The organism is Wolbachia endosymbiont (group A) of Anoplius nigerrimus (assembly GCF_947251795.1).
GTDB lineage: Bacteria > Pseudomonadota > Alphaproteobacteria > Rickettsiales > Anaplasmataceae > Wolbachia.
Window position 1 is genome coordinate 701,486 of the sequence record NZ_OX366385.1, and the last position, 21,611, is coordinate 723,096.

Genomic DNA, 21,611 nt, shown 5'->3' on the forward strand with positions numbered 1-21,611 from the left:
TAAGATGTACCCAAGCGATATAAGTGACAAAGAATGGAAGACAATAGAGCCATATTTTGAACCTAAAAAGACCGGCAGACCAAGAAAACATAGTATTAGAACAATTATTAATGCAATCCGCTATATGATGAGAACAGGATGTCAATGGAGACAACTGCCTAAAGATTTTCCACCATGGAAAACCGTATATAGTTGTAATTCGCGCTTGAAAAAAAGTGGAATATGGCAAGAAATTCATGATTTTCTAGTTAAAAAAGTAAGAGAGATGATTGGTAAAAATAAGACTCCATCAGTAGGTATAATTGATAGCCAGTCAGTGAAAACTACTCAAAAAGGGGATCCAGAGGATATGATGCTGGCAAAAAAATAAAGGGCAGAAAACGCCATATTATTGTAGATACTGTGGGTCTTGTAATTGCTGCTGAAGTACAGAGTGCAAGTATTCAAGATCGTGATAGTGCTCTAAATCTTTTTGCCCAAGCTAAATGCAAAGTTCCAACTTTACGTAAGTTTTTTGCTGATCAAGGGTACATAGGTAAATTACAAAACAGATGCTTATTGGAAACGGGATGTTTATTAACGATTGCCAAGAAAATAGTTGATACAGGATTTCAAGTTATTCCCAAACGTTGGATTGTTGAAAGAACTTTTGCCTGGCTTTCCAATTTTAGGCGCATGAGTAAAGATTACGAGCATTCTCCTCTCACCTCAAAAAACTATATCTTCTTTAATATGATCACTATTATGCTTCACAAATTAGCTCATTCTTCAGTTTGAAGACATGCTCTAAGAGATACCGCGAATGAATCGCGGTATGACGGTTCGCGGCGGCATAACGATAAGCTCGTCATCCCGCTGCTTGTTAGCGGCGCGGCGCATAAGTGTTGAAAGTGCAGTCACACAAGGTGGTTAATGGCATAAATTTCAATGATAATAAAATAAATCAAAAAAGCGCCTTTTTGCCTGTGGTTAGAAGGTTTAAGCGAATTTTTGACGTGGTTTATCTGCTTTCCCAACAACGAAGGTTGATATCAAGAGGAGATTTACATACCATTAATCACCTTGTGTGACTGCACTTTCAACACTTATGCGGCGCGGCGGCATGACGTAGAGCCTACATTAGCTATAGAAACAAAAAGGAGGATCATTATGTCTACAATAATTTTATCATCAATTTTTGGTCAAGCAGGCAGCATTTTTGGGCCAATTGGCCAGATTATCGGCTCAGAACTCGGTGCTCTTCTTGGTGCGCAGCTTGATGGTGCGATGTTTAGCCTTGATGCTGAGCAAAAAGTAACGCATGGTGCGAGACTAAAAAATCTGCAAGTTCAAACCTCAACCTATGGAAGGACGATACCAATTATCTATGGCACTGCTCGTGTTGCAGGAAACATTATTTGGTCACAGCCAATAAAAGAAGAGGCGATAACCACCAAAAGTAAAATTGGAAGAGGTATGAACGTTACATATAATTACTATGCAACGCTTGCAATTGCGATCTGCAAGGGGAAAGTAGAAAAATTAAACAGAATCTGGGCAGATACAACATCACTTAGCTTTGATGAAATAGATTATACTTTTTACCGCGGTGCAGAAGACCAAAATCCTGATCCATTTATGTCGTCAATCGAAGGTGTGCCGGCTTATAGGGGAATATCTTACATAGTTATCAAGAATTTTCCTTTAGCAGACTATAACAATCGCGTCCCGATATTCACATTTGAAGTGCAAACTGCATTAAAACCCAGTGGATTTTCAATAGCAGAAAATATTGAGAATATCAATATAATACCAGGCTCAGGAGAGTTTGTATATGATACAAAAATACAGAAGAAAATCGCGCAAGAGAAAATAAGCAGCAACCAATATATCCCATATGGGCTGGCACAAAGGGTAAATCATAACAACCACACTAAAAAGAGCGATGCAGTGCTTTCTTTGGATCAATTGAAAGAAGATTTGCCAAATGTTGAGTGGGTATCGGTAGTAGTCAATTGGTTTGTGAATGATCTGAACATTAAAGATTGTAAAATATACCCTGCAGTTGAATTTCAAGATGATTCCGCAATATTACCTGATGATTGGCAAGTAGGAAGTAGTACCAGAGATGATGCTCAGCTAATTTCAAAAGATGCGAGTGGAAACCCAAGATATGGTGGCACAGTTAGTGATTCAGCGCTAATAAGATATATAGAAGAGCTACACAGCAGAGGCTACAAGGTGATGCTCTATCCAATGCCCTTACTTGACACAGAAAATAAAGAGTGGCGAGGAAGATTGAGCGGGACTCCTGAAGATATAAGTGATTTTTTTAAGAATCAGTATAACAAATTTATAGAGCATTATGCAAGCATTGCCAAACAAACTAAAGTGGAAGGGTTTATCATTGGTTCTGAATTTGTTGAACTTACCAAAATCAGGGATGAACAAGGGAATTACCCTGCCGTTATAGAGCTAGTTAAGCTTGCAAAGCGAATAAAACTTCAGCTTGGGGAAGAAGTCATAGTAACTTATGCTGCGGATTGGAGCGAATACCACTCATATGATGGTTGGTATAATATGGATGAACTGTGGTCTTCAGAGTACATCGACGTTGTTGGCATAGATGCTTATTTTCCACTGACTGATGGGCCAGAGCCTCCTTTTGGTTATTCCGCGGAAGATGTAATGGGTGGTTGGAGCAGTGGAGTGGGGTATGATTATTTCTATGATTACTCAAAGAGTGAACCTGAAAAAGTAAAGTATAACGACAGCAGGTATGCGTGGAAAAATATAGAGAAATGGTGGAGTGAAGCTCACATAAACCCCGGTGGTAGTAAAACAAAATGGCAACCAAAAATGAAAAAAATATGGTTTACTGAGTATGGATTTCCCAGTATGAACGGCTGCACTAATGAGCCAAATGTGTTTGTTGACAAAGGCAGCATAGAGAGCAAATATCCACGATATTCAAACGGAGAGGTGAGCTTTCTTTCGCAAAAAATTGCAATTGAAGGAACGCTAAAGAAGTGGCAAAGCTCAGAAATGGTAGAAAAAATGTTTCTCTGGGCATGGGATGCAAGGCCATTTCCTTATTTCCCCAACTTGTGCGATATGTGGACTGACTGCCATAATTGGCAAACAGGACATTGGATTCAGGGAAAGCTTTCACAGCTTAATATTTCCGATGTTTTATCGGATCTATTACAAAAAGCAGGTTTAAAAAGCGATCAGTTTGATACAGGTGGCGTCAAAGGGTTATTGTCTGGATATGTGATAAACGACCAGCAACCCGTACGTTCTATTATTAAAATGCTGCAAAGTTGCTATTTTTTTGATGTGGTTGAACAGGGCTCTAAACTGAAATTTGTCCAAAAGGGCAGGGGAGTTACAACTGTAATGCCAATTGGTGAAACGGTTTTCAGTAACAATTCAAAACTTGTTAATATTAGTCAACTGGATTTAAACAATAAAGTTAACATCGTTTACTTTAACCGCAATTTTGGCTATCCAATTGATGTTAAATATGCTGAACTTCCAAAGCAAGGCACTGCTATAACAGTTGAAATACCGCTCATTATGGAAGAGGGGGAGGCGCAAAATATAGCTGAGGTTTTACTTTATTCTTCGTGGCAAGAGAGAAATATATACAATTTCAAGCTGCCGATAAAATATGCGTGGCTTGTGCCAAGTGATGTAATAACGATTTTAGACGGTGAGAAAAAGCATACGGTGAGAATTATAAAAACAAAATTTGAAAGCATGTCCATTCAAGTAAGCGGTGTTAGTTATGATCGCTCTATATATAAGCTCTCTTTTCCTTCAACAAGGTCACTTATGCTGAAGGAATACCCTCCTTCTCACATCAGCAAAACCATCATAGAAATGATAGATTTACCGCATGTTAAAGGTAATAGCGCAAGCTTTACTTTAATTAGTGAGGAAAAGAATTGGAAAGGAGCAACACTCTTTATTTCGTACAACGATAAGGATTATAAGCCTATCGCAAGCACAAATAAACAGTCTACTTACGGATATGTAATGGAATCTACTGACGAGGGGCTTATAGTAGTGTTACGTTTTGGTAAGCTGCTAGGAATTATCGATTCAAATTCAGCATTAATCGGAAAAGAGGTAATAAAGTTCCAGAATACTGAACTCATAGATAAAAATAAATATAAGCTTAGCAACCTAATTAGAGGGCAAGAAGGCACTAAAGACACCGCAGGTGAAAAATTTGTTCTACTTGATGATTCAATCATATCTTTTGAAGTGCAACCAGGGAGAAAGTTTTACCTTAAAGCAGTAACTTATGGTGATTCATTGGATAATACGGAGGCGAAGGTCCTGAATAATTGATGCTCAGTATTTAAACTTAAACTTGAATAATCAAAGATAAAATATTGAAATTCAGGCTTTTAACTTAAGATCCCAGTGTCAGCTACTCGGATGACAAAGGAGGGCAGTGTCAGCTACTTGCATGACACCCTACTGGATAGAACCTTCACAGGCTTTTTCTCGAATAGCTACTCTTAATTTCAGTAGTTAAATTAATATACTAATGAAAAAAATATATTATAATCAAGTATATTTAATCCAGTAAATCATTAAGTGAAAACAGCTCTTTCGCAAAATATTATCTCTCTTATTATGATATTGTCTGTAGCAATTGTCGATATGGCAACCGACCTATACTCAGTTGCACTACCAAGCATTGCCAATTATTTTAAAGTAGAAGGCAGTGTAGTGCAGCTTACAATTAGCTTGAATCTAGTTGGATTTGCAGTATCTGGATTAATTTATGGGCCATTGTCAGACCATTATGGTAGGCGTCCAATGATGCTGATTGGTATGACAATTTTTACTTTGGCAAGTGTTATGTGTTATATAGCCGACAGCATTGCGCTCTTGATACTAATTCGCTTCATACAAGGGGCAGGGGCTGGTGTTGCAGGTGTTGTTGGGTATGCAGCAATAAGGGATATGTACTCAGGTAGTGAATACTCGAGAGTAATTTCAAAATTAAATATGGTTGTGGCACTCTCACCTGGAATAGCTCCAGTGGTGGGCAGTTATATAATTTCACATGGTTATCATTGGAAATTTTTGTTTTTTATTATGTCACTTGCGGCAATTGCTATGCTTATTTTTATTTACTTTAAGTTGCAAGAAACACTCACTGTGAATAAAAATATAACCAACATAACTACTAATATCTGCAAGCAATATATATCAATATTTAGAAATTATCGTTTCCTTGGGTTTTCAGCCATTCATGGATTAACTTTCATGTGGCTTTGGGCATACATTGCTAACTACCCTTTCATATTTGAATCAATGGGCATTGAAGTACAGTATTTTGGCTACCTCATATCGATCATAGTCATATTCTACATAATTGGAACTTTAATTAATAGAAGGTATGTACCAAAAGTAGGGGTTAGCAAAATGCTAATAATAGGTTTGGTGTTACCGATAATATCCGATAGTTTATTGGTATATTTTTATTTCGCGGACAAGTTGAATATATTAATTCTTCAAGTTGTCTGGATTCCAGCCAATATTGGGCTTGCATTAGTAATCAGCAATAACGTAACTTCTGCTTTAGAAACGATCAAAGGTATAGGGCTTGGTAGTGCAGTCCTCTCATTCTGCAATATGATGTTTGGGGCTATTGGAATATATATAGTGGGAAAATTTTTTCGCTATGGTATTTTACCAAATTTACTATTAACAATAGTATGCTCTACAATTGCGATTCTTATGTACAGCCGGCTCAAATATACTGAAAAACACGGGCATTATTTGCGTGATCCAGGAACATAAAGGTCATAGATTATTAACGGTTTTATTATAACAGTATAGTTTTACAGAAGGTTTGAGATGAGTGATTCAAACAAAGATATAAATGCTGAATTACTTGAGGCTGTTAAAAAAGGTGAATTTGATAAGGTAAAAAGTCTAATAAGTGAAGGAGCTGATGTTGATGCAACAGATGATTCTGAAAATACTGCTTTACATTTGGCTGCTTCCGGTGGCAAAAAAGATGTAGTAGAAATGCTATTAAATAAAGAGGCGAAGGTTGATGTAGTAGATAATCGTGGTAGGACTCCTCTACATTTGGCTGCTAAAATGGACCATGCAGAGATAGTAAAAGATCTATTGGACAAAGGGGCAAATGTTAATGCAGAAGATGAAGAGGGAAACACTCCCTTAGATTTAACTCCATAAGTGTTGAAAGTGCAGTCACACAAGGTGATTAATGGTATGTAAATCTCCTCTTGATATCAACCTTCGTTGTTGGGAAAGCAGATAAACCACGTCAAAAATTCGCTTAAACCTTCTAACCACAGGCAAAAAGGCGCTTTTTTGATTTATTTTATTATCATTGAAATTTATGCCATTAACCACCTTATATAATGCCACTTATAGCACTTTCAACACTTATGGATTTAACTCCTAACGAAGCAATACAAACTCTATTACAAAACACAGCTAAATTACTTGAGGCTGCTAAAAATAGTGATATTGATGAAGTAAGACATCTAATAAGTGAAGGAGCAAGTGTTAATGCAACAGATCAAAATGGAAATACTCCTCTACATTGGGCTGCTAAAAATGGCCATAAAGAGGTAGTAGAATCCCTATTGGGAAAAGAGGGAATTGATGTTAATGCACAAGATAGAGATAACAATACTCCTTTACACTTCGCTGCTGAAAATGGCCATGAAAAGATAGTAGAAATTCTATTAAATAAAGGAGCAGATGTTGATGCAAAAAATGACACAGAAGAGACTCCTTTCGATTTAGCCAATGATAAAATAAAAAATCTATTGCAAAGCGTAAAAGATGCCAATGATAAACTGCTTGAGGCTGCTAAAAACGGTAATATCGATGATGTAGAAAATCTGTTGAATGAAGAAGGAAAAGCACAGGTTAATGCAACAGATGATCATGGAAAGACTCCTCTACATTGGGCTGCTCAAAAAGGCTATACGAATATAGTAAGTGCTCTAATAGGCGCAAAAGCTGATGTTGATGCAAGAGCATTTATGAATGTGACTCCTTTATATCTTGCTGCTGGAAAGGGCTATACGAATATAGTAAAGACTCTAATAGGCGCAAAAGCTGATGTTAATGCAAAAGAAGATCATCAACAAATGACTTCTTTATGGCTGGCTGCTAAAAATGGCCATGAAGGTGTGGTAGAAGTGCTATTAACAGCAAAAGAAATTGATGTTAATACATATCCTCGGGCATTACGTTTTGCTGCTAGAAATGACCGTGAAGGTGTAGTAAAAGTGTTATTAACAAAAGAAAAAGAAATAGGTGTTAAAATACTTTCTGAGGAATTACGTTTGGCTGCTATAAATGGCCGTGCAGGTGTAGTAGAAGTGCTATTAACAGCAGAAAAAATCGATGTTAATGAATATTTTCGGGCATTATTTTGGGCTGCTGCAAATGGCCATGAAGGTGTAGTAAAAGTGCTACTAACAGCAGAAAAGATTAGTGTTTCAGCAAAAGATAGTCTTGGAAAAACTACTTTACATTGGGCTGCTGAAAAGGGCTATAAGGATATAGTAGACACTCTATTAGAAAAAGAAGCAAAGATTACTGCAACAGATGAAAATGGAAAGACTCCTTTACATTGGGCTGTTGAGAATGAACGCAAAGATATAAAGCAGCTTCTATTAGATAAGTTGACAGATGTTGATCTAGGCTCTGTGGACAAAAAATATGAAAAGAGAGAAAAAGATGGTAGTTTAGCCTAATAGGTAAAAAATGGAGAAACTACCATATGCAATATTACATCAAAGAGGAAAATTGGAAACAAATTTTAGAGTTCATAAAAAGCGTAAAAGGAATGCACAGCAAAGATGAAAAACGTTTAAGAATATTCATAGAGGCAGTGTGGTACATAGTGCGAAGTGGTTGCCAATGGAGACTTTTACCAAAAACTTATGGTAATTACAGGAGTATACATAAGCGATTTAAAAGATGGTGTGAAAGAGATGTCTGGAAAAAATTGCTTGAATATACTAAACAAGAGCCTGATTTAGAAGTTGCTATAATCGACGGTACGATCATCCGAGCCCATCCATGTTCATCTGGATATACAAAAAACTCCAAGGATCAAGAAGCTTTAGGGAGGAGCAAAGGTGGCTTTACAACTAAAATACATGCGCTTGTCGATGCACTTGGAAATCCACTTAAATTTACTCTGACTCCTGGTCAAAGAAATGAAATTACGCAGGCACAAGTGTTGACCGAAAGTATCTATAACTCTACTGTAGTAGCTGACAAGGGCTACGATAGCAATGCCTTTGTTACAAGTCTTGAAGACAAGGGATGTACAGTAGTTATTCCGCCAAAACGGAATCGAAAAGTGCAAAGGTATTACGATGAGCATATCTACAAAGAACGTCATTTGATTGAGTGTTTTTTTGGTAAAATTAAAAATTTTAGGCGCATTTTTTCCAGATTTGATAAAACTGCTGAGGTTTTTATGGGTTTTCTCAATTTTGTTGGAGCTCTTGTATGGCTTCTCTAAAATTTTGTCCACAGAGCCTAGGCAGATAAAGATGGAAGGATTCTTTTACATTGGGCTGCTGAAAAGGGCTATACGGATATAGTAGACACTCTATTAGAAAAAAAAGCAGATGTTAAGGCAAAAGATGATTCTGAAAATACTGCTTTACATTGGGCTGCTAAAAAGGGCTATACGGATATAGTAAACACTCTATTAGAAAAAGAAGCAGATGTTAATGCAAGAAATAATGAGAAAGAGACTCCTCTATGTTTGGCTGTTGAAAACGTTCATGTAGATGTAATAAAAGCTCTAATAAACGGAGGAGCAGATGTTAAGAAAGCATGTGCAGATAAATTCACTAATTTAAACGACGAAACACGCTCTCTACTAAAAAATGCTGCTTTACTTGAGGCTGCTAAAAATGGTGATATTGCTGAAGTAAGACATCTAATAACTATGGAAGCAAGTGTTAACACACAAGATAAAGATGGAAGTACTCCTTTACATTTGGCTGCTGCAAATGGTCATACAAAGATAGTAAGTGCTCTAATAAAAGAAGAAGGAATTAATGTTTATGCAAAAGATAACAAAAACAATACTCCTTTAAATCTTGCTTCTCAAAATGATCACAACGAGGTAGTAAAAGTTCTAGAACAAGCACAAAAAGACATCGAAGATTTGTGCTCAGCTGTTAAAAAGGGTGATGAGGAGGAGGTAGAAACACTGTTACAAAGACTATCACAAGAGCCACTTGGTGATAATCCATCAAGTATAGGAGCAAATGTTAATATAGTAGATGAGGATGGAAATACTCCCTTACATTTGGCTGCTTTTTTTGATAAAACAGAGATGGTAGAAGTTCTAATAGGCTACTCAAAAAATGTTAATATAGTAGACAAAGATGGAAAAACTCCTTTCGATTTAGCTAAGACGGAAGAAATAAAAGCTCTATTAAAAAATGCAGAAAACCCTGATTCGGGATCGACAAAGAATGAAGGAGATCCACAGGGGGATACTGCATAAGTGTTGAAAGTGCTATAAGTGGCATTATATAAGGTGGTTAATGGCATAAATTTCAATGATAATAAAATAAATCAAAAAAGCGCCTTTTTGCCTGTGGTTAGAAGGTTTAAGCGAATTTTTGACGTGGTTTATCTGCTTTCCCAACAACGAAGGTTGATATCAAGAGGAGATTTACATACCATTAATCACCTTGTGTGACTGCACTTTCAACACTTATGGGGGATACTGGGAAAGAAAAGCAAGAAATAAAAAAAGAAAATTCAGAGGAAGAGGAGGAAGAAGAAGAAAAGCAAGTAGCTGAGGATAAACCAGAACCAGACGTTATAAAAAAAGAAGATTCAGAGGAAGAATCACAGAGGAAGCAAGACATCAGTGGAGAAAAAGGAACTGATGTAACAACCGGAAGTGCACAGCCTGTTGCTCCCACACAAAATAGTGTTAGTTCAGTAGGTGGATCATCAACAAGTAATACAGCACAAACAGAAGAACAGCCGAGCTCTTTTTTTGGTAGTTTGTTTAGTATACTTATGAAGCCTTTTTCATTAATTGCATCATTTTTTGGTGGTTTTTCTTTAGTGCGACCCTGAAAGTCGTGGTTTTGTGGTGGTTAAATTCCACTTTCCCTAGACATCGGGGATAATGTATATCTCACCTTTTAAAGGGTGGCAACCTTTGGGATGCAAGCATGAGATAAAAGCAGGTAACACTAAACCTCATGGTGAATCCCTGCAAACAGAGTTAGATATGATTACGAGAGGAACCTATGTTTGAATTGTCGTCAAAGCATAGTATGCGAAAAGAGGTTGAACTACGCATAGACCAAAATGGTACGAAGCAAAAGGGGAACTAAAGATTGAAGACTTTAGTTATTGATGTTCCCAGCTTCCGGCAAATAGTAGGAATCTAAGTTTAACGTGAAACGAAGCCATGGAACGGAGTAACCACATAAAAGCTCTTATATTCATAAAAATATAAGTAGGTAGCCAACCACAAGCTGCTATGTGGAAGGATTGTTTAAGAAGCTAATGCCCAAAGTAATATCTGGGATACGCAGACGTAAACACTTTAATTTGGAAGGTAAAGTGGTGAATAGTAGTGAATATGTTATGGACCAGCAAAAAGCTAGGCTCTGTGGACAAAAAATATGAAAAGAGAGAAAAAGATGGTAGTTTAGCCTAATAGGTAAAAAATGGAGAAACTACCATATGCAATATTACATCAAAGAGGAAAATTGGAAACAAATTTTAGAGTTCATAAAAAGCGTAAAAGGAATGCACAGCAAAGATGAAAAACGTTTAAGAATATTCATAGAGGCAGTGTGGTACATAGTGCGAAGTGGTTGCCAATGGAGACTTTTACCAAAAACTTATGGTAATTACAGGAGTATACATAAGCGATTTAAAAGATGGTGTGAAAGAGATGTCTGGAAAAAATTGCTTGAATATACTAAACAAGAGCCTGATTTAGAAGTTGCTATAATCGACGGTACGATCATCCGAGCCCATCCATGTTCATCTGGATATACAAAAAACTCCAAGGATCAAGAAGCTTTAGGGAGGAGCAAAGGTGGCTTTACAACTAAAATACATGCGCTTGTCGATGCACTTGGAAATCCACTTAAATTTACTCTGACTCCTGGTCAAAGAAATGAAATTACGCAGGCACAAGTGTTGACCGAAAGTATCTATAACTCTACTGTAGTAGCTGACAAGGGCTACGATAGCAATGCCTTTGTTACAAGTCTTGAAGACAAGGGATGTACAGTAGTTATTCCGCCAAAACGGAATCGAAAAGTGCAAAGGTATTACGATGAGCATATCTACAAAGAACGTCATTTGATTGAGTGTTTTTTTGGTAAAATTAAAAATTTTAGGCGCATTTTTTCCAGATTTGATAAAACTGCTGAGGTTTTTATGGGTTTTCTCAATTTTGTTGGAGCTCTTGTATGGCTTCTCTAAAATTTTGTCCACAGAGCCTAGGTAGCCAACCACAAGCTGCTATGTGGAAGGATTGTTTAAGAAGCTAATGCCCAAAGTAATATCTGGGATACGCAGACGTAAACACTTTAATTTGGAAGGTAAAGTGGTGAATAGTAGTGAATATGTTATGGACCAGCAAAAAGCTAGGTATGAATGGAATGGAATTCCTTGGCGAAAGCTGAAGAAATCTTCATTTAAGCTACAAAAACGAATTTACCAAGCTTCTAAATGTAATGATATCAGAAAGATGCATAATCTTCAGAGATTATTACTCAAATCAACAAGTGCAAAAACACTCGCTGTTAGGAAAGTAACACAGGACAATAGGGGGAAGAAGACTGCAGGTATTGATGGAAAGGCTAATCTTAATCAAAAAGAAAGATTACAACTATCATATTCTTTAGATATAAAAGAAAAAGCAAAGCCATCAAGACGCGTCTGGATCCCAAAACCTGGTAAGCCATCGGAGCATCGCCCGCTTGGTATACCTACTATATCGTGTCGAGCAAAACAAACACTTGTAAAAATGGCTTTAGAACCAGAATGGGAGGCAAAACTTGAGCCAAACACTTATGGTTTTAGACCTGGTAGATCATGTCATGATGCAATTGAAGCCATATTTGATGTGCTAAAACAGAAAACAGCATATGTATTAGATGCTGATATTTCTGGATGTTTTGACAATATTAACCATAATAAACTGCTTGAAAAGCTCAATACCACACCAACGTTAAAGAAAATCATAAGAGGATGGTTAAGGGCAGGCGTTATGGAAGATGGAAAGTTTCAATCCACAAAACGTGGTACAATTCAAGGAGGGACGATCTCACCGTTGCTAGCTTGTGTTGCATTACACGGATTAGAGCAACATATCAAAAAAGCATTAACAAACGAACTCTTTCAATGCATGAAAAGAAAATATGGTAGGATATCGCATAAAAATGCGCAAAAGTCTATTAGTGTAATTTTCTACTGTGATGATTTTGTCGTCATACATGAAAGTGAAGAAATTATTCTTAGGGCAAAAGTTCTAGTTGAAGAATGGTTAAAAACCATTGGATTAGAATTAAAGCCTTCTAAGACAAAAGTTTCTCATACATTAAAAATCATTAATGGAATAAAACCAGGATTTGATTTTCTTGGATTTTCAATAAGACAATATCCAACAAAAGAAAGTAAGAAAGGTTACAAATTATTAATAAAACCAAGTCGTAATTCTATAAAGCAGCATATATTTGCTATTAAACATAAACTTAGAGAAATGCGTGGGGCGCCACAGGAAGTAGTAATAAGGAATCTCAATCCAATCATTAGAGGGTGGAGTCAATATTACTCTTCAGTAGTTTCATGTAAAATCTTTAGCTCATTGGATAATACTATACATAGAAAGCTCTGGAAGTGGGCAGTCTTTAGGCACCCAAACAAAGGGAAATGCTGGATAAAAAGAAAATACTTTAAAAAGTATAATAACGATAACTGGCGTTTTATGACAAGTAACAAGATACATCTTATTATACACAGCGATCATGTTATTAAACGACATATCAAAGTGCAAAAAACCAGATCTCCATATGATGGTGATTGGGTTTATTGGGGTAATCGTCTTAGAGAAATACCAGATAAGCCATCAAGAGTAATAAAACTATTGAAGTTACAACAAAGTAAATGCGGTAATTGTAGACTATGGTTTGAAAGTGATGATATAATAGAAATACATCATAAAGACCGGAATAGACGAAACAATATGATCAAAAATTTATCTTTGTTACATGGGCATTGTCACGATGAATTACACAGGAGGTGTGCATGACAAGCACCAAATTAGAGAGAAGCCGTATGAGGCGCAAAGTCTCACGTACGGTTTTGAAGTCGAGTGAAGAGGGGCGACCTTCTTCACTTAGACAACGGTATGCAAATCAGACTAGCGAAGAGGATCTAAAAAAAATAGTAGGAAGTGATATAATTATTGGTAGGGCTTACAATGAATTGAACCAATACAATTGGAGTGAAGAAGAGAGGTTTACGTATGATCAAGCTAAGAAACGTGAGGATGATAATTTATCTTGCCTTAGAGCATGTCTTCAAACTGAGTAGAAAGAAGTTAAGAAGTATGGTATAAGGTACATTTTAAGATGTACCCAAGCGATATAAGTGACAAAGAATGGAAGACAATAGAGCCATATTTTGAACCTAAAAAGACCGGCAGACCAAGAAAACATAGTATTAGAACAATTATTAATGCAATCCGCTATATGATGAGAACAGGATGTCAATGGAGACAACTGCCTAAAGATTTTCCACCATGGAAAACCGTATATAGTTGTAATTCGCGCTTGAAAAAAAGTGGAATATGGCAAGAAATTCATGATTTTCTAGTTAAAAAAGTAAGAGAGATGATTGGTAAAAATAAGACTCCATCAGTAGGTATAATTGATAGCCAGTCAGTGAAAACTACTCAAAAAGGGGATCCAGAGGATATGATGCTGGCAAAAAAATAAAGGGCAGAAAACGCCATATTATTGTAGATACTGTGGGTCTTGTAATTGCTGCTGAAGTACAGAGTGCAAGTATTCAAGATCGTGATAGTGCTCTAAATCTTTTTGCCCAAGCTAAATGCAAAGTTCCAACTTTACGTAAGTTTTTTGCTGATCAAGGGTACATAGGTAAATTACAAAACAGATGCTTATTGGAAACGGGATGTTTATTAACGATTGCCAAGAAAATAGTTGATACAGGATTTCAAGTTATTCCCAAACGTTGGATTGTTGAAAGAACTTTTGCCTGGCTTTCCAATTTTAGGCGCATGAGTAAAGATTACGAGCATTCTCCTCTCACCTCAAAAAACTATATCTTCTTTAATATGATCACTATTATGCTTCACAAATTAGCTCATTCTTCAGTTTGAAGACATGCTCTTAAACAAAAAATTAATGAAGGCATCCAAATCGGTAGAGAGAAAGGTAGAATTGAAGGAAAAATTGAAGTTGCAAAAACAATGTTGGCTAATAATGTTGATGTTGACACTATCGTTAAGTGTACAGGTCTTTCCATTAGTGAGATTGAAGAATTAAGGAATGTGTTAAAAGAGTATTTGAATGACAAAATATAATGTTAAGAGGCCTAATCTACTTTCAATTCCCCAGTATGTAAATTGCGTGGTAAAGATTCTAATTCCTTTGCAGTACTTAAACTTTTATTTTTTGCATGTATACCAAGCTTATTGAATTCTCGGGCAGCAGGAAACACCCTTGCTTCAAGCGAACCAGCAGTTTTATTATAATGATCAACAGCGCTTTTTAAGCTCCTGCGCAAATTATCAAAGTTTTCACCCATTGTGCAAATGCGCTCATATAAAATATGACCTAGTTCACTGATTTTCTTTGCATTTTCAGCTATCATCTCTTGCTTCCATCCATACGCTATTGCCCTCAGCAACGCAATTAGAGTGATCGGTGTTGCAATGATCACTTTTTTTTCCACTCCAATCTCTATCAAAGCAGGTTCATATTCCAGTGCTGCACTAAAAACCCCCTCCCCTGTTAAGAAAAGCACCACAAGTTCTGGCGTATTTTCAAATTGATTCCAATATTCTTTTTTACCCAAGTCATTTATGTGTTTTTTTATTGCCAGGGAATGATTCTTTAATTTCTCCTTTTGTATTTGCAAATCATTTTGTGATATAGCATCCATGTAAGAATCAAGCGGCACTTTAGCATCTATTATTATTTGCTTTCCAGATGGCATTTTGATTATTAAATCAGGACGCAATAAATTATCCTCGTTTTTATCAACCACTGACGGCTGAGTAAAAAAATCGCAATATTCAATCATTCCCGCCATTTCTACCACTCTTTTGAGTTGCATTTCACCCCACTTTCCTCTAATGTGGGGCTTCCTCAGGGCATTAGCAAGACTGGAAGTTTGGTTCATCAGCGCTCCAATTTGCTCCTTTAAACCTTCATAGGCCCCTACCCTCTCCTTTTCTAGCTCACGTATTTCATTATCGAATTTTTCTAATTTTTCTTTTATCGGAGTTACAACTTCGTTAATCGTTGCTTGTCTTTTTTTGAAATCACTTTCCGTTTCTTTTAATTTACTATCAATTACTTCCTTCGCTAAGTTCAGAAAATTATTGTTATTTGTCTGCAAAGCATCAAGAGAGAGCGCTTTAAAAGTGTTTGTTAATCTCTCCTCTGCTTTTGTTAGTAATTCTATTTCCTTTTTCTTTTCCTCGCGTTCTTTTTGCAGAGTTACTTCAAGTTCTGCTCTTTTGACCCTTAAATCAACTATTTCTTCATTCTTCGTAAGCAAACTTTGCTTTGTTTCTTGAAGTTCTTGCTCTAATTTACATAAATTACCCTCAAGGTTTGCTTTCTTTTCGCTCAGTTTTTTTACGATAATATAGAAAAATAGTAATAGAGAGACAACCAGAGCTATAGAATTGAAAAGCATCAGAATAAAAGAACTGCGTTTATAATTCTATATGATTTTTGTGTGTATAGCTATAAGTAACGACGTCATACCGCACACAACTGTACGAATGTCTAGTTTAGTTATAAAATGTATATAAAATACTAACCGCTGATGTCATCCCAGTGCGTGACACTGGGATCTAAATTTTTTAGACTGGATCTTATGGTCAAGCCCACAGATGTATGAACATTGTCTACCAGGAGGGTGTCATCCCAGTCTGGGATCCAGGAATTTTATTAAGTTGGTAAGCATAAAAGTAGCCGTTTTATGTTAAAATACAACGTTTTGATGATTATGAAAAGGCTGGATTCCAGACTGGAATGACAAGAAGAGGGCATGGGATGACAGGAGCGGAGCTATACAAAAAGAAGTAAAAAGGTTTTGAAGGCGGTGCTGCGGAAGTTTTTAATACTTGCTCGCAACTTTCAATAATTTAATAGCACTGGTGTTTACAACCTCTCCGCCGACACGCTTAGTGACAAAAAACCTCACATAAGGTTTATTCGTATAAGGGTCTCGTAATATTCTCATTCCTCTGTTATCTACAATCTTATAAGCTTGTTTAAAATCTGCCATCGCAATTACCGGTAGCTGATTGTTTGACACCGGTGGCATATCGGCAGATTGATATACTGGTATTCCCATTAAGGTACCTGGAGCTTCAAGCGACAAACTTGGTTGCCAGAGATATTGGCCCTCTTGAGATTTTAGCAGTCTAATGTTCTTCAACGTACTCCTGTTCATCAAAAATGACGCATTTTTGGAATAATATTCGTCCAGAGAGTAATACAACATCATTATTGAATCACTATCTAATTTTTCAGCTTTAACTTGCTCTATTTTATTATAACTGTTTCCATTTTCATAAGCTAAAATTCCTTTGGGTTGAAAAGTGCCCTCACCTTTAATGAAGGCTTCGCTTTCTTCCTTACTAAAAGTCTCGGCAATCTTTTCCACCAGCCAACTCTCAACATCGACAAACGCATCATCGAGTAACTTTTGTGATATTTGTGGTTGAGCATATAACTCGTAAGTTGTGACGGAAATCTTTTGGATTTTAGGCGTGTCCGTATCTTTTGCAAAATCATACTTAGATTTATTGCCACCATCCTCATCATCTACTGTTTCACTGCTCCAACCTGCACCGGCACGGTCAAAATCTTCTATAATGTAATCCAATGTTTCAGTAGAGATTCTTTGATTGGAGCATATTTGTCGCATTGGGGACGAATCAGTTACGCGCTTGTTTATGCGTTTTACAATATGCGGAGTAACTAGATACCCCCCGATATCACTGTCATCTCCACTGAGGGTTTTGTGTGATAAACCGCTTTCCATTCCCTTGCGGATATAATCAGAAAAATATTTATCACTTGTGCTAAAATCTGTATTTACTTCTGGACGTTGAGCTGCAGTTTCGATCAAGTCTAAACGCTCTTTGCAACTATCAATGGCATTATTTACCTTGCATAGCTGCTCAATCGTTGCAGAATCAGCACGCCCTTTGCTCTCAATTTCTTTTAATTTGCGATCATTTATTAATTTAAATTGCTCCCATGATGAAGCGAGTTCATTGATACGGTGAGCGATGTCGGTAAGTGACATAATAGCCTCCTTTGAAAATGAAATGAAAATAAGGTAATAGGAATGGCATCCATAGATGTTTCCCTACATCTGTACGAATATTGCAATTTGGTACATAGTAAACGATGTCATTCCAGCGCTCCCTTTCTCGTCATCCGAGTAGCTGACACTGGGATCCAGGAATTTTAATTATAAGAGCATGTCTTCAAACTGAGTAGAAAGAAGTTAAGAAGTATGGTATAAGGTACATTTTAAGATGTACCCAAGCGATATAAGTGACAAAGAATGGAAGACAATAGAGCCATATTTTGAACCTAAAAAGACCGGCAGACCAAGAAAACATAGTATTAGAACAATTATTAATGCAATCCGCTATATGATGAGAACAGGATGTCAATGGAGACAACTGCCTAAAGATTTTCCACCATGGAAAACCGTATATAGTTGTAATTCGCGCTTGAAAAAAAGTGGAATATGGCAAGAAATTCATGATTTTCTAGTTAAAAAAGTAAGAGAGATGATTGGTAAAAATAAGACTCCATCAGTAGGTATAATTGATAGCCAGTCAGTGAAAACTACTCAAAAAGGGGATCCAGAGGATATGATGCTGGCAAAAAAATAAAGGGCAGAAAACGCCATATTATTGTAGATACTGTGGGTCTTGTAATTGCTGCTGAAGTACAGAGTGCAAGTATTCAAGATCGTGATAGTGCTCTAAATCTTTTTGCCCAAGCTAAATGCAAAGTTCCAACTTTACGTAAGTTTTTTGCTGATCAAGGGTACATAGGTAAATTACAAAACAGATGCTTATTGGAAACGGGATGTTTATTAACGATTGCCAAGAAAATAGTTGATACAGGATTTCAAGTTATTCCCAAACGTTGGATTGTTGAAAGAACTTTTGCCTGGCTTTCCAATTTTAGGCGCATGAGTAAAGATTACGAGCATTCTCCTCTCACCTCAAAAAACTATATCTTCTTTAATATGATCACTATTATGCTTCACAAATTAGCTCATTCTTCAGTTTGAAGACATGCTCTAAGAAAGCACACTAATTAATAAGTATAAAAGTAGCTGGAAAATAAACATTTTTGATATGGAAACCAGTGTCAAGCACTGGAATGACATCATCTGTTGTCTTCAAAAATGAATGTTCGTACAGTTATGTGCCCAGACACTGGCATGATATCATTTGTTTATCTGTTGAAAATGTAAACCGAAAAATAGCGTGGCACTTTGTGCCACACTTAGTACTGTAAGCTTAATCCAGTAATTAAATTAAGCTAGGTAAAACGAAAGGTAATAGCACTATATAACGTTTGTTTTTTTGTGTCAAGCACTTTTTTTTGTCTGCTTCAATTAGTAAGGGATTTCAATATTAATTCTGCACTACTTGCAGTTTTTGTAATGGGTCTGCCAATGACGATATAATCAGCTCCTAAATTTATTGCTTCTCTTGGTGTTGCTGTTCTTTTTTGGTCGTCATGACCTGGATCTATACGAATTCCTGGAGTAATAATTTTAAAGTCTTCACCGCATTCTCGGCGCACTTCTTGAGCTTCCAATGCAGAACAGACTATTCCATGGAGTTCAATCTTTTTTGCAAGCTTTGCAAGCAAAATTACCTGTGATTTTACCTCTCTTGCTACTCCCAGCTCGTTTAAATCCTCATTGCTCATACTAGTTAGCACTGTCACTCCAATCAGCTTTATCTTTGTGCCTTGCACTACATTTAGCGCTTCTTTAAGCATTTTTGTTCCACCACTGATGTGCAGAGTTAACATTTCAACGTTCAGAACTTTTATTACTTCAACTGTTTTAGCTACAGTGTTTGGAATGTCATGCAATTTCAGATCTAAAAAAATTGGTACATTGCATTTTGCAACTTCTTGCACTCCAGAGAGACCATGAGCAGCAAAAAATTCTAACCCAAGTTTTACCATACCAACTTTACCACGCAGAGTATTAGCTAGAGAAATAGCCTTATTTAAGTCTTGTGTATCCAGTGCGCATATTATTGGGTTCATTGTATACTTCCTTGCATGATTTATTTTATAATAAGACTAATTGTTGTATTTTCAAGTTCTTGCACTCTGATTGGATTGACTGTATTCATTATGTACTTCCTTTAATAGAGATAAAGGTTTGGTCGGAGTGGATAAACGACTGCTATATCCAGAATCTTCCTCAGACTCATATCCAGGATCTCTTGTATGTAAAGGAACAGATGTTTCGTCTGGCAATGATACATATACAAGATCTTCCAGCGAAGAAGCAGGCGTTTCGTCTGGCAAAAGTCGTGCAATTTCTTTTTGTAACGCAAGCTTTAATATTTGAGTCGTGTTTAATATTGCTTTTTCATCATTATCTCCTGTTGGTCCTTCTATTTGGTCTGTTATACAGCTTATCAACAGTTGCATAAAATTTACTTGTTCTTTCTTCTCTTTCAAAAAACCTTCTTCAAGTTGTTCTATTTGACTATCTCGCTCTAAAAGTGAATTTCTTAAACTTTTTACTTCATTATTACAATCTTTTCTTATCTCGTCTAACTCAAAAGACTGATTTTCAATTAAACCATTTGCTTCATCTAACTCTTCAAATTTCTTTTTTAATTCTTGAGATAAGTTTTTATTTTTCTGATTAATTTCTTTAAATCTACATTGTAGCTCATCTAATTCTACATAAAGTTCTTCTTGTCTTTTATATAATTCTTCTTTTTTATTATATAATATATGTTTTTCTTTACATAATCTTTCTATTTCCTTACATAATTCATCTTTTTCTTTAGATAATTTTTCTATTTCTTTATGGAATTCTTCGTTTTGCGATTCTACATGTTTATTATTGTCTACTTTCCTTTTCAATTCCGTTATACGTTCTTCTTTTTTAGCTATATCATTTTCTTTTTCTTGTAACTGTTCACATAAATGCGAGATTTTACAAAGTAATTCTTCTCCTTGCTCACCAAGCTCATCTTTTTCCTTCATTATTTTTTCTAATTTGCCTGTTATTTCAAATACACGGTTTATTTTAGCTTCTAATTTTTGCTCTAAAGATTCTTTTTCTTCAAGAAGAGATTCTCTCTCAGCTTCTGACTCATTTACTTTCTGATTTAATTTTTTTGCTTCTTTGTTTGCAGCTTCTTTTGCCAGAGTTATTTTATTTTCTAACTCTTGCTCTTTCTGAGCGAATTTATTTCTCTCAATCTCTATTTTCTTAGAGCATGTCTTCAAACTGAAGAATGAGCTAATTTGTGAAGCATAATAGTGATCATATTAAAGAAGATATAGTTTTTTGAGGTGAGAGGAGAATGCTCGTAATCTTTACTCATGCGCCTAAAATTGGAAAGCCAGGCAAAAGTTCTTTCAACAATCCAACGTTTGGGAATAACTTGAAATCCTGTATCAACTATTTTCTTGGCAATCGTTAATAAACATCCCGTTTCCAATAAGCATCTGTTTTGTAATTTACCTATGTACCCTTGATCAGCAAAAAACTTACGTAAAGTTGGAACTTTGCATTTAGCTTGGGCAAAAAGATTTAGAGCACTATCACGATCTTGAATACTTGCACTCTGTACTTCAGCAGCAATTACAAGACCCACAGTATCTACAATAATATGGCGTTTTCTGCCCTTTATTTTTTTGCCAGCATCATATCCTCTGGATCCCCTTTTTGAGTAGTTTTCACTGACTAGCTATCAATTATACCTACTGATGGAGTCTTATTTTTACCAATCATCTCTCTTACTTTTTTAACTAGAAAATCATGAATTTCTTGCCATATTCCACTTTTTTTCAAGCGCGAATTACAACTATATACGGTTTTCCATGGTGGAAAATCTTTAGGCAGTTGTCTCCATTGACATCCTGTTCTCATCATATAGCGGATTGCATTAATAATTGTTCTAATACTATGTTTTCTTGGTCTGCCGGTCTTTTTAGGTTCAAAATATGGCTCTATTGTCTTCCATTCTTTGTCACTTATATCGCTTGGGTACATCTTAAAATGTACCTTATACCATACTTCTTAACTTCTTTCTA

21 protein-coding genes and 2 pseudogenes are annotated in these 21,611 nt (G+C 36.1%); 17 read left to right on the forward strand and 6 right to left on the reverse strand.

Annotation, left to right across the window (positions count from 1 at the left end; genetic code table 11):
• Nucleotides 1-4: 4 nt before the first annotated feature.
• From OPR26_RS03745 to OPR26_RS03815, 15 genes and pseudogenes are all read left to right on the forward strand, one after another.
• The gene (locus OPR26_RS03745) at nucleotides 5-370 is read left to right on the forward strand and encodes a transposase (RefSeq protein ID WP_264731180.1); all 366 of its coding nucleotides are present in this window, start codon (nucleotides 5-7) and stop codon (nucleotides 368-370) included.
• A gap of 20 nt (nucleotides 371-390) precedes the next feature.
• A pseudogene (locus OPR26_RS03750) lies at nucleotides 391-700 on the forward strand (transposase); the annotation flags it as partial.
• Nucleotides 701-1,149: 449 nt separating this feature from the next.
• Complete coding sequence (locus OPR26_RS03755) at nucleotides 1,150-4,338, forward strand: glycoside hydrolase/phage tail family protein (protein ID WP_265015494.1); 3,189 nt, start codon at nucleotides 1,150-1,152, stop codon at nucleotides 4,336-4,338.
• Between the two features lie 252 nt (nucleotides 4,339-4,590).
• The gene (locus OPR26_RS03760) at nucleotides 4,591-5,805 is read left to right on the forward strand and encodes a multidrug effflux MFS transporter (RefSeq protein WP_458694025.1); all 1,215 of its coding nucleotides are present in this window, start codon (nucleotides 4,591-4,593) and stop codon (nucleotides 5,803-5,805) included.
• A 57-nt stretch (nucleotides 5,806-5,862) separates the two neighbouring features.
• Entirely contained in the window at nucleotides 5,863-6,210 is a 348-nt protein-coding gene (locus OPR26_RS03765) for an ankyrin repeat domain-containing protein (RefSeq protein ID WP_265015495.1), read from the forward strand.
• A 188-nt stretch (nucleotides 6,211-6,398) separates the two neighbouring features.
• Complete coding sequence (locus OPR26_RS03770; RefSeq protein ID WP_265015496.1) at nucleotides 6,399-7,751, forward strand: ankyrin repeat domain-containing protein; 1,353 nt, start codon at nucleotides 6,399-6,401, stop codon at nucleotides 7,749-7,751.
• A gap of 26 nt (nucleotides 7,752-7,777) precedes the next feature.
• Complete coding sequence (locus OPR26_RS03775; RefSeq protein WP_264702259.1) at nucleotides 7,778-8,530, forward strand: IS5 family transposase; 753 nt, start codon at nucleotides 7,778-7,780, stop codon at nucleotides 8,528-8,530.
• A gap of 39 nt (nucleotides 8,531-8,569) precedes the next feature.
• A complete protein-coding gene (locus OPR26_RS03780) occupies nucleotides 8,570-9,532 on the forward strand; it encodes an ankyrin repeat domain-containing protein (protein ID WP_406827615.1) in 963 nt (320 codons plus the stop codon).
• A gap of 215 nt (nucleotides 9,533-9,747) precedes the next feature.
• The gene (locus OPR26_RS03785; RefSeq protein ID WP_265015497.1) at nucleotides 9,748-10,119 is read left to right on the forward strand and encodes a hypothetical protein; all 372 of its coding nucleotides are present in this window, start codon (nucleotides 9,748-9,750) and stop codon (nucleotides 10,117-10,119) included.
• A gap of 438 nt (nucleotides 10,120-10,557) precedes the next feature.
• Nucleotides 10,558-10,680 carry a hypothetical protein gene (locus OPR26_RS03790; protein ID WP_265015498.1) on the forward strand — a complete coding sequence of 41 codons (123 nt, stop codon included), beginning with the start codon at nucleotides 10,558-10,560 and terminating at the stop codon, nucleotides 10,678-10,680.
• 57 nt (nucleotides 10,681-10,737) lie between these two features.
• Nucleotides 10,738-11,490 carry an IS5 family transposase gene (locus tag OPR26_RS03795; RefSeq protein WP_264702259.1) on the forward strand — a complete coding sequence of 251 codons (753 nt, stop codon included), beginning with the start codon at nucleotides 10,738-10,740 and terminating at the stop codon, nucleotides 11,488-11,490.
• Between the two features lie 67 nt (nucleotides 11,491-11,557).
• Nucleotides 11,558-13,321 carry a group II intron reverse transcriptase/maturase gene (ltrA, locus tag OPR26_RS03800; protein WP_264337734.1) on the forward strand — a complete coding sequence of 588 codons (1,764 nt, stop codon included), beginning with the start codon at nucleotides 11,558-11,560 and terminating at the stop codon, nucleotides 13,319-13,321.
• 95 nt (nucleotides 13,322-13,416) lie between these two features.
• Nucleotides 13,417-13,575: pseudogene (locus OPR26_RS07500) on the forward strand (Rpn family recombination-promoting nuclease/putative transposase); the annotation flags it as partial.
• Between the two features lie 68 nt (nucleotides 13,576-13,643).
• Nucleotides 13,644-14,009 carry a transposase gene (locus OPR26_RS03810; protein WP_264731180.1) on the forward strand — a complete coding sequence of 122 codons (366 nt, stop codon included), beginning with the start codon at nucleotides 13,644-13,646 and terminating at the stop codon, nucleotides 14,007-14,009.
• Nucleotides 14,010-14,029: 20 nt separating this feature from the next.
• The gene (locus OPR26_RS03815) at nucleotides 14,030-14,416 is read left to right on the forward strand and encodes a transposase (protein WP_265016251.1); all 387 of its coding nucleotides are present in this window, start codon (nucleotides 14,030-14,032) and stop codon (nucleotides 14,414-14,416) included.
• A gap of 215 nt (nucleotides 14,417-14,631) precedes the next feature.
• On the opposite strand, the gene OPR26_RS03820 is transcribed toward OPR26_RS03815, so the two are convergent.
• Both OPR26_RS03820 and OPR26_RS03825 read right to left on the reverse strand, forming a co-directional pair.
• Entirely contained in the window at nucleotides 14,632-15,963 is a 1,332-nt protein-coding gene (locus OPR26_RS03820) for a DNA recombination protein RmuC (protein ID WP_265015499.1), read from the reverse strand.
• A gap of 426 nt (nucleotides 15,964-16,389) precedes the next feature.
• Nucleotides 16,390-17,589, reverse strand: a complete 1,200-nt coding sequence (locus OPR26_RS03825; RefSeq protein WP_265015500.1) for a phage major capsid protein — start codon at nucleotides 17,587-17,589, stop codon at nucleotides 16,390-16,392.
• A 235-nt stretch (nucleotides 17,590-17,824) separates the two neighbouring features.
• Here OPR26_RS03825 and OPR26_RS03830 point away from each other — a divergent pair, with 235 nt between their 5' ends.
• Together OPR26_RS03830 and OPR26_RS03835 are read left to right on the forward strand one after the other, a co-directional pair.
• Nucleotides 17,825-18,190, forward strand: a complete 366-nt coding sequence (locus OPR26_RS03830; protein WP_264731180.1) for a transposase — start codon at nucleotides 17,825-17,827, stop codon at nucleotides 18,188-18,190.
• Between the two features lie 20 nt (nucleotides 18,191-18,210).
• Nucleotides 18,211-18,597: a transposase gene (locus OPR26_RS03835; protein ID WP_265016251.1), complete on the forward strand. Its 387-nt coding sequence runs from the start codon at nucleotides 18,211-18,213 to the stop codon at nucleotides 18,595-18,597.
• Between the two features lie 326 nt (nucleotides 18,598-18,923).
• Here OPR26_RS03835 and pyrF read toward each other — a convergent pair whose 3' ends face one another.
• Genes pyrF through OPR26_RS03855 form a run of 4 tightly spaced genes read right to left on the reverse strand, consistent with a single transcriptional unit; the run spans nucleotide 18,924 to nucleotide 21,570 of the window.
• Nucleotides 18,924-19,595 carry an orotidine-5'-phosphate decarboxylase gene (pyrF, locus tag OPR26_RS03840; RefSeq protein WP_265015501.1) on the reverse strand — a complete coding sequence of 224 codons (672 nt, stop codon included), beginning with the start codon at nucleotides 19,593-19,595 and terminating at the stop codon, nucleotides 18,924-18,926.
• 51 nt (nucleotides 19,596-19,646) lie between these two features.
• Nucleotides 19,647-20,801: a coiled-coil domain-containing protein gene (locus OPR26_RS03845; protein WP_265015502.1), complete on the reverse strand. Its 1,155-nt coding sequence runs from the start codon at nucleotides 20,799-20,801 to the stop codon at nucleotides 19,647-19,649.
• Nucleotides 20,798-21,208 (reverse strand): transposase, encoded by a 411-nt coding sequence (locus tag OPR26_RS03850; protein ID WP_320157296.1) that lies wholly within the window; start codon nucleotides 21,206-21,208, stop codon nucleotides 20,798-20,800. Before OPR26_RS03850 ends, OPR26_RS03845 begins: the two co-directional genes overlap by 4 nt.
• A 53-nt stretch (nucleotides 21,209-21,261) precedes the next feature.
• On the reverse strand, nucleotides 21,262-21,570 hold the full coding sequence (locus OPR26_RS03855) for a transposase (protein WP_265015503.1): 309 nt from the start codon (nucleotides 21,568-21,570) through the stop codon (nucleotides 21,262-21,264).
• Nucleotides 21,571-21,611: the final 41 nt, after the last annotated feature.

Excerpts from the sequence above, each read along its gene's own strand:
- OPR26_RS03745 (WP_264731180.1), top strand. The coding sequence starts at position 5 with ATGTACCCAAGCGATATAAGTGACAAAGAATGGAAGACAATAGAGCCA.
- OPR26_RS03755 (WP_265015494.1), top strand. The coding sequence starts at position 1,150 with ATGTCTACAATAATTTTATCATCAATTTTTGGTCAAGCAGGCAGCATT.
- OPR26_RS03765 (WP_265015495.1), top strand. The coding sequence starts at position 5,863 with ATGAGTGATTCAAACAAAGATATAAATGCTGAATTACTTGAGGCTGTT.
- OPR26_RS03770 (WP_265015496.1), top strand. The coding sequence starts at position 6,399 with ATGCCACTTATAGCACTTTCAACACTTATGGATTTAACTCCTAACGAA.
- OPR26_RS03775 (WP_264702259.1), top strand. The coding sequence starts at position 7,778 with ATGCAATATTACATCAAAGAGGAAAATTGGAAACAAATTTTAGAGTTC.
- OPR26_RS03785 (WP_265015497.1), top strand. The coding sequence starts at position 9,748 with ATGGGGGATACTGGGAAAGAAAAGCAAGAAATAAAAAAAGAAAATTCA.
- OPR26_RS03790 (WP_265015498.1), top strand. The coding sequence starts at position 10,558 with ATGCCCAAAGTAATATCTGGGATACGCAGACGTAAACACTTTAATTTG.
- OPR26_RS03795 (WP_264702259.1), top strand. The coding sequence starts at position 10,738 with ATGCAATATTACATCAAAGAGGAAAATTGGAAACAAATTTTAGAGTTC.
- ltrA (WP_264337734.1), top strand. The coding sequence starts at position 11,558 with ATGCCCAAAGTAATATCTGGGATACGCAGACGTAAACACTTTAATTTG.
- OPR26_RS03810 (WP_264731180.1), top strand. The coding sequence starts at position 13,644 with ATGTACCCAAGCGATATAAGTGACAAAGAATGGAAGACAATAGAGCCA.
- OPR26_RS03820 (WP_265015499.1), bottom strand. The coding sequence starts at position 15,963 with ATGCTTTTCAATTCTATAGCTCTGGTTGTCTCTCTATTACTATTTTTC.
- OPR26_RS03825 (WP_265015500.1), bottom strand. The coding sequence starts at position 17,589 with ATGTCACTTACCGACATCGCTCACCGTATCAATGAACTCGCTTCATCA.
- OPR26_RS03830 (WP_264731180.1), top strand. The coding sequence starts at position 17,825 with ATGTACCCAAGCGATATAAGTGACAAAGAATGGAAGACAATAGAGCCA.
- pyrF (WP_265015501.1), bottom strand. The coding sequence starts at position 19,595 with ATGAACCCAATAATATGCGCACTGGATACACAAGACTTAAATAAGGCT.
- OPR26_RS03855 (WP_265015503.1), bottom strand. The coding sequence starts at position 21,570 with ATGTACCCAAGCGATATAAGTGACAAAGAATGGAAGACAATAGAGCCA.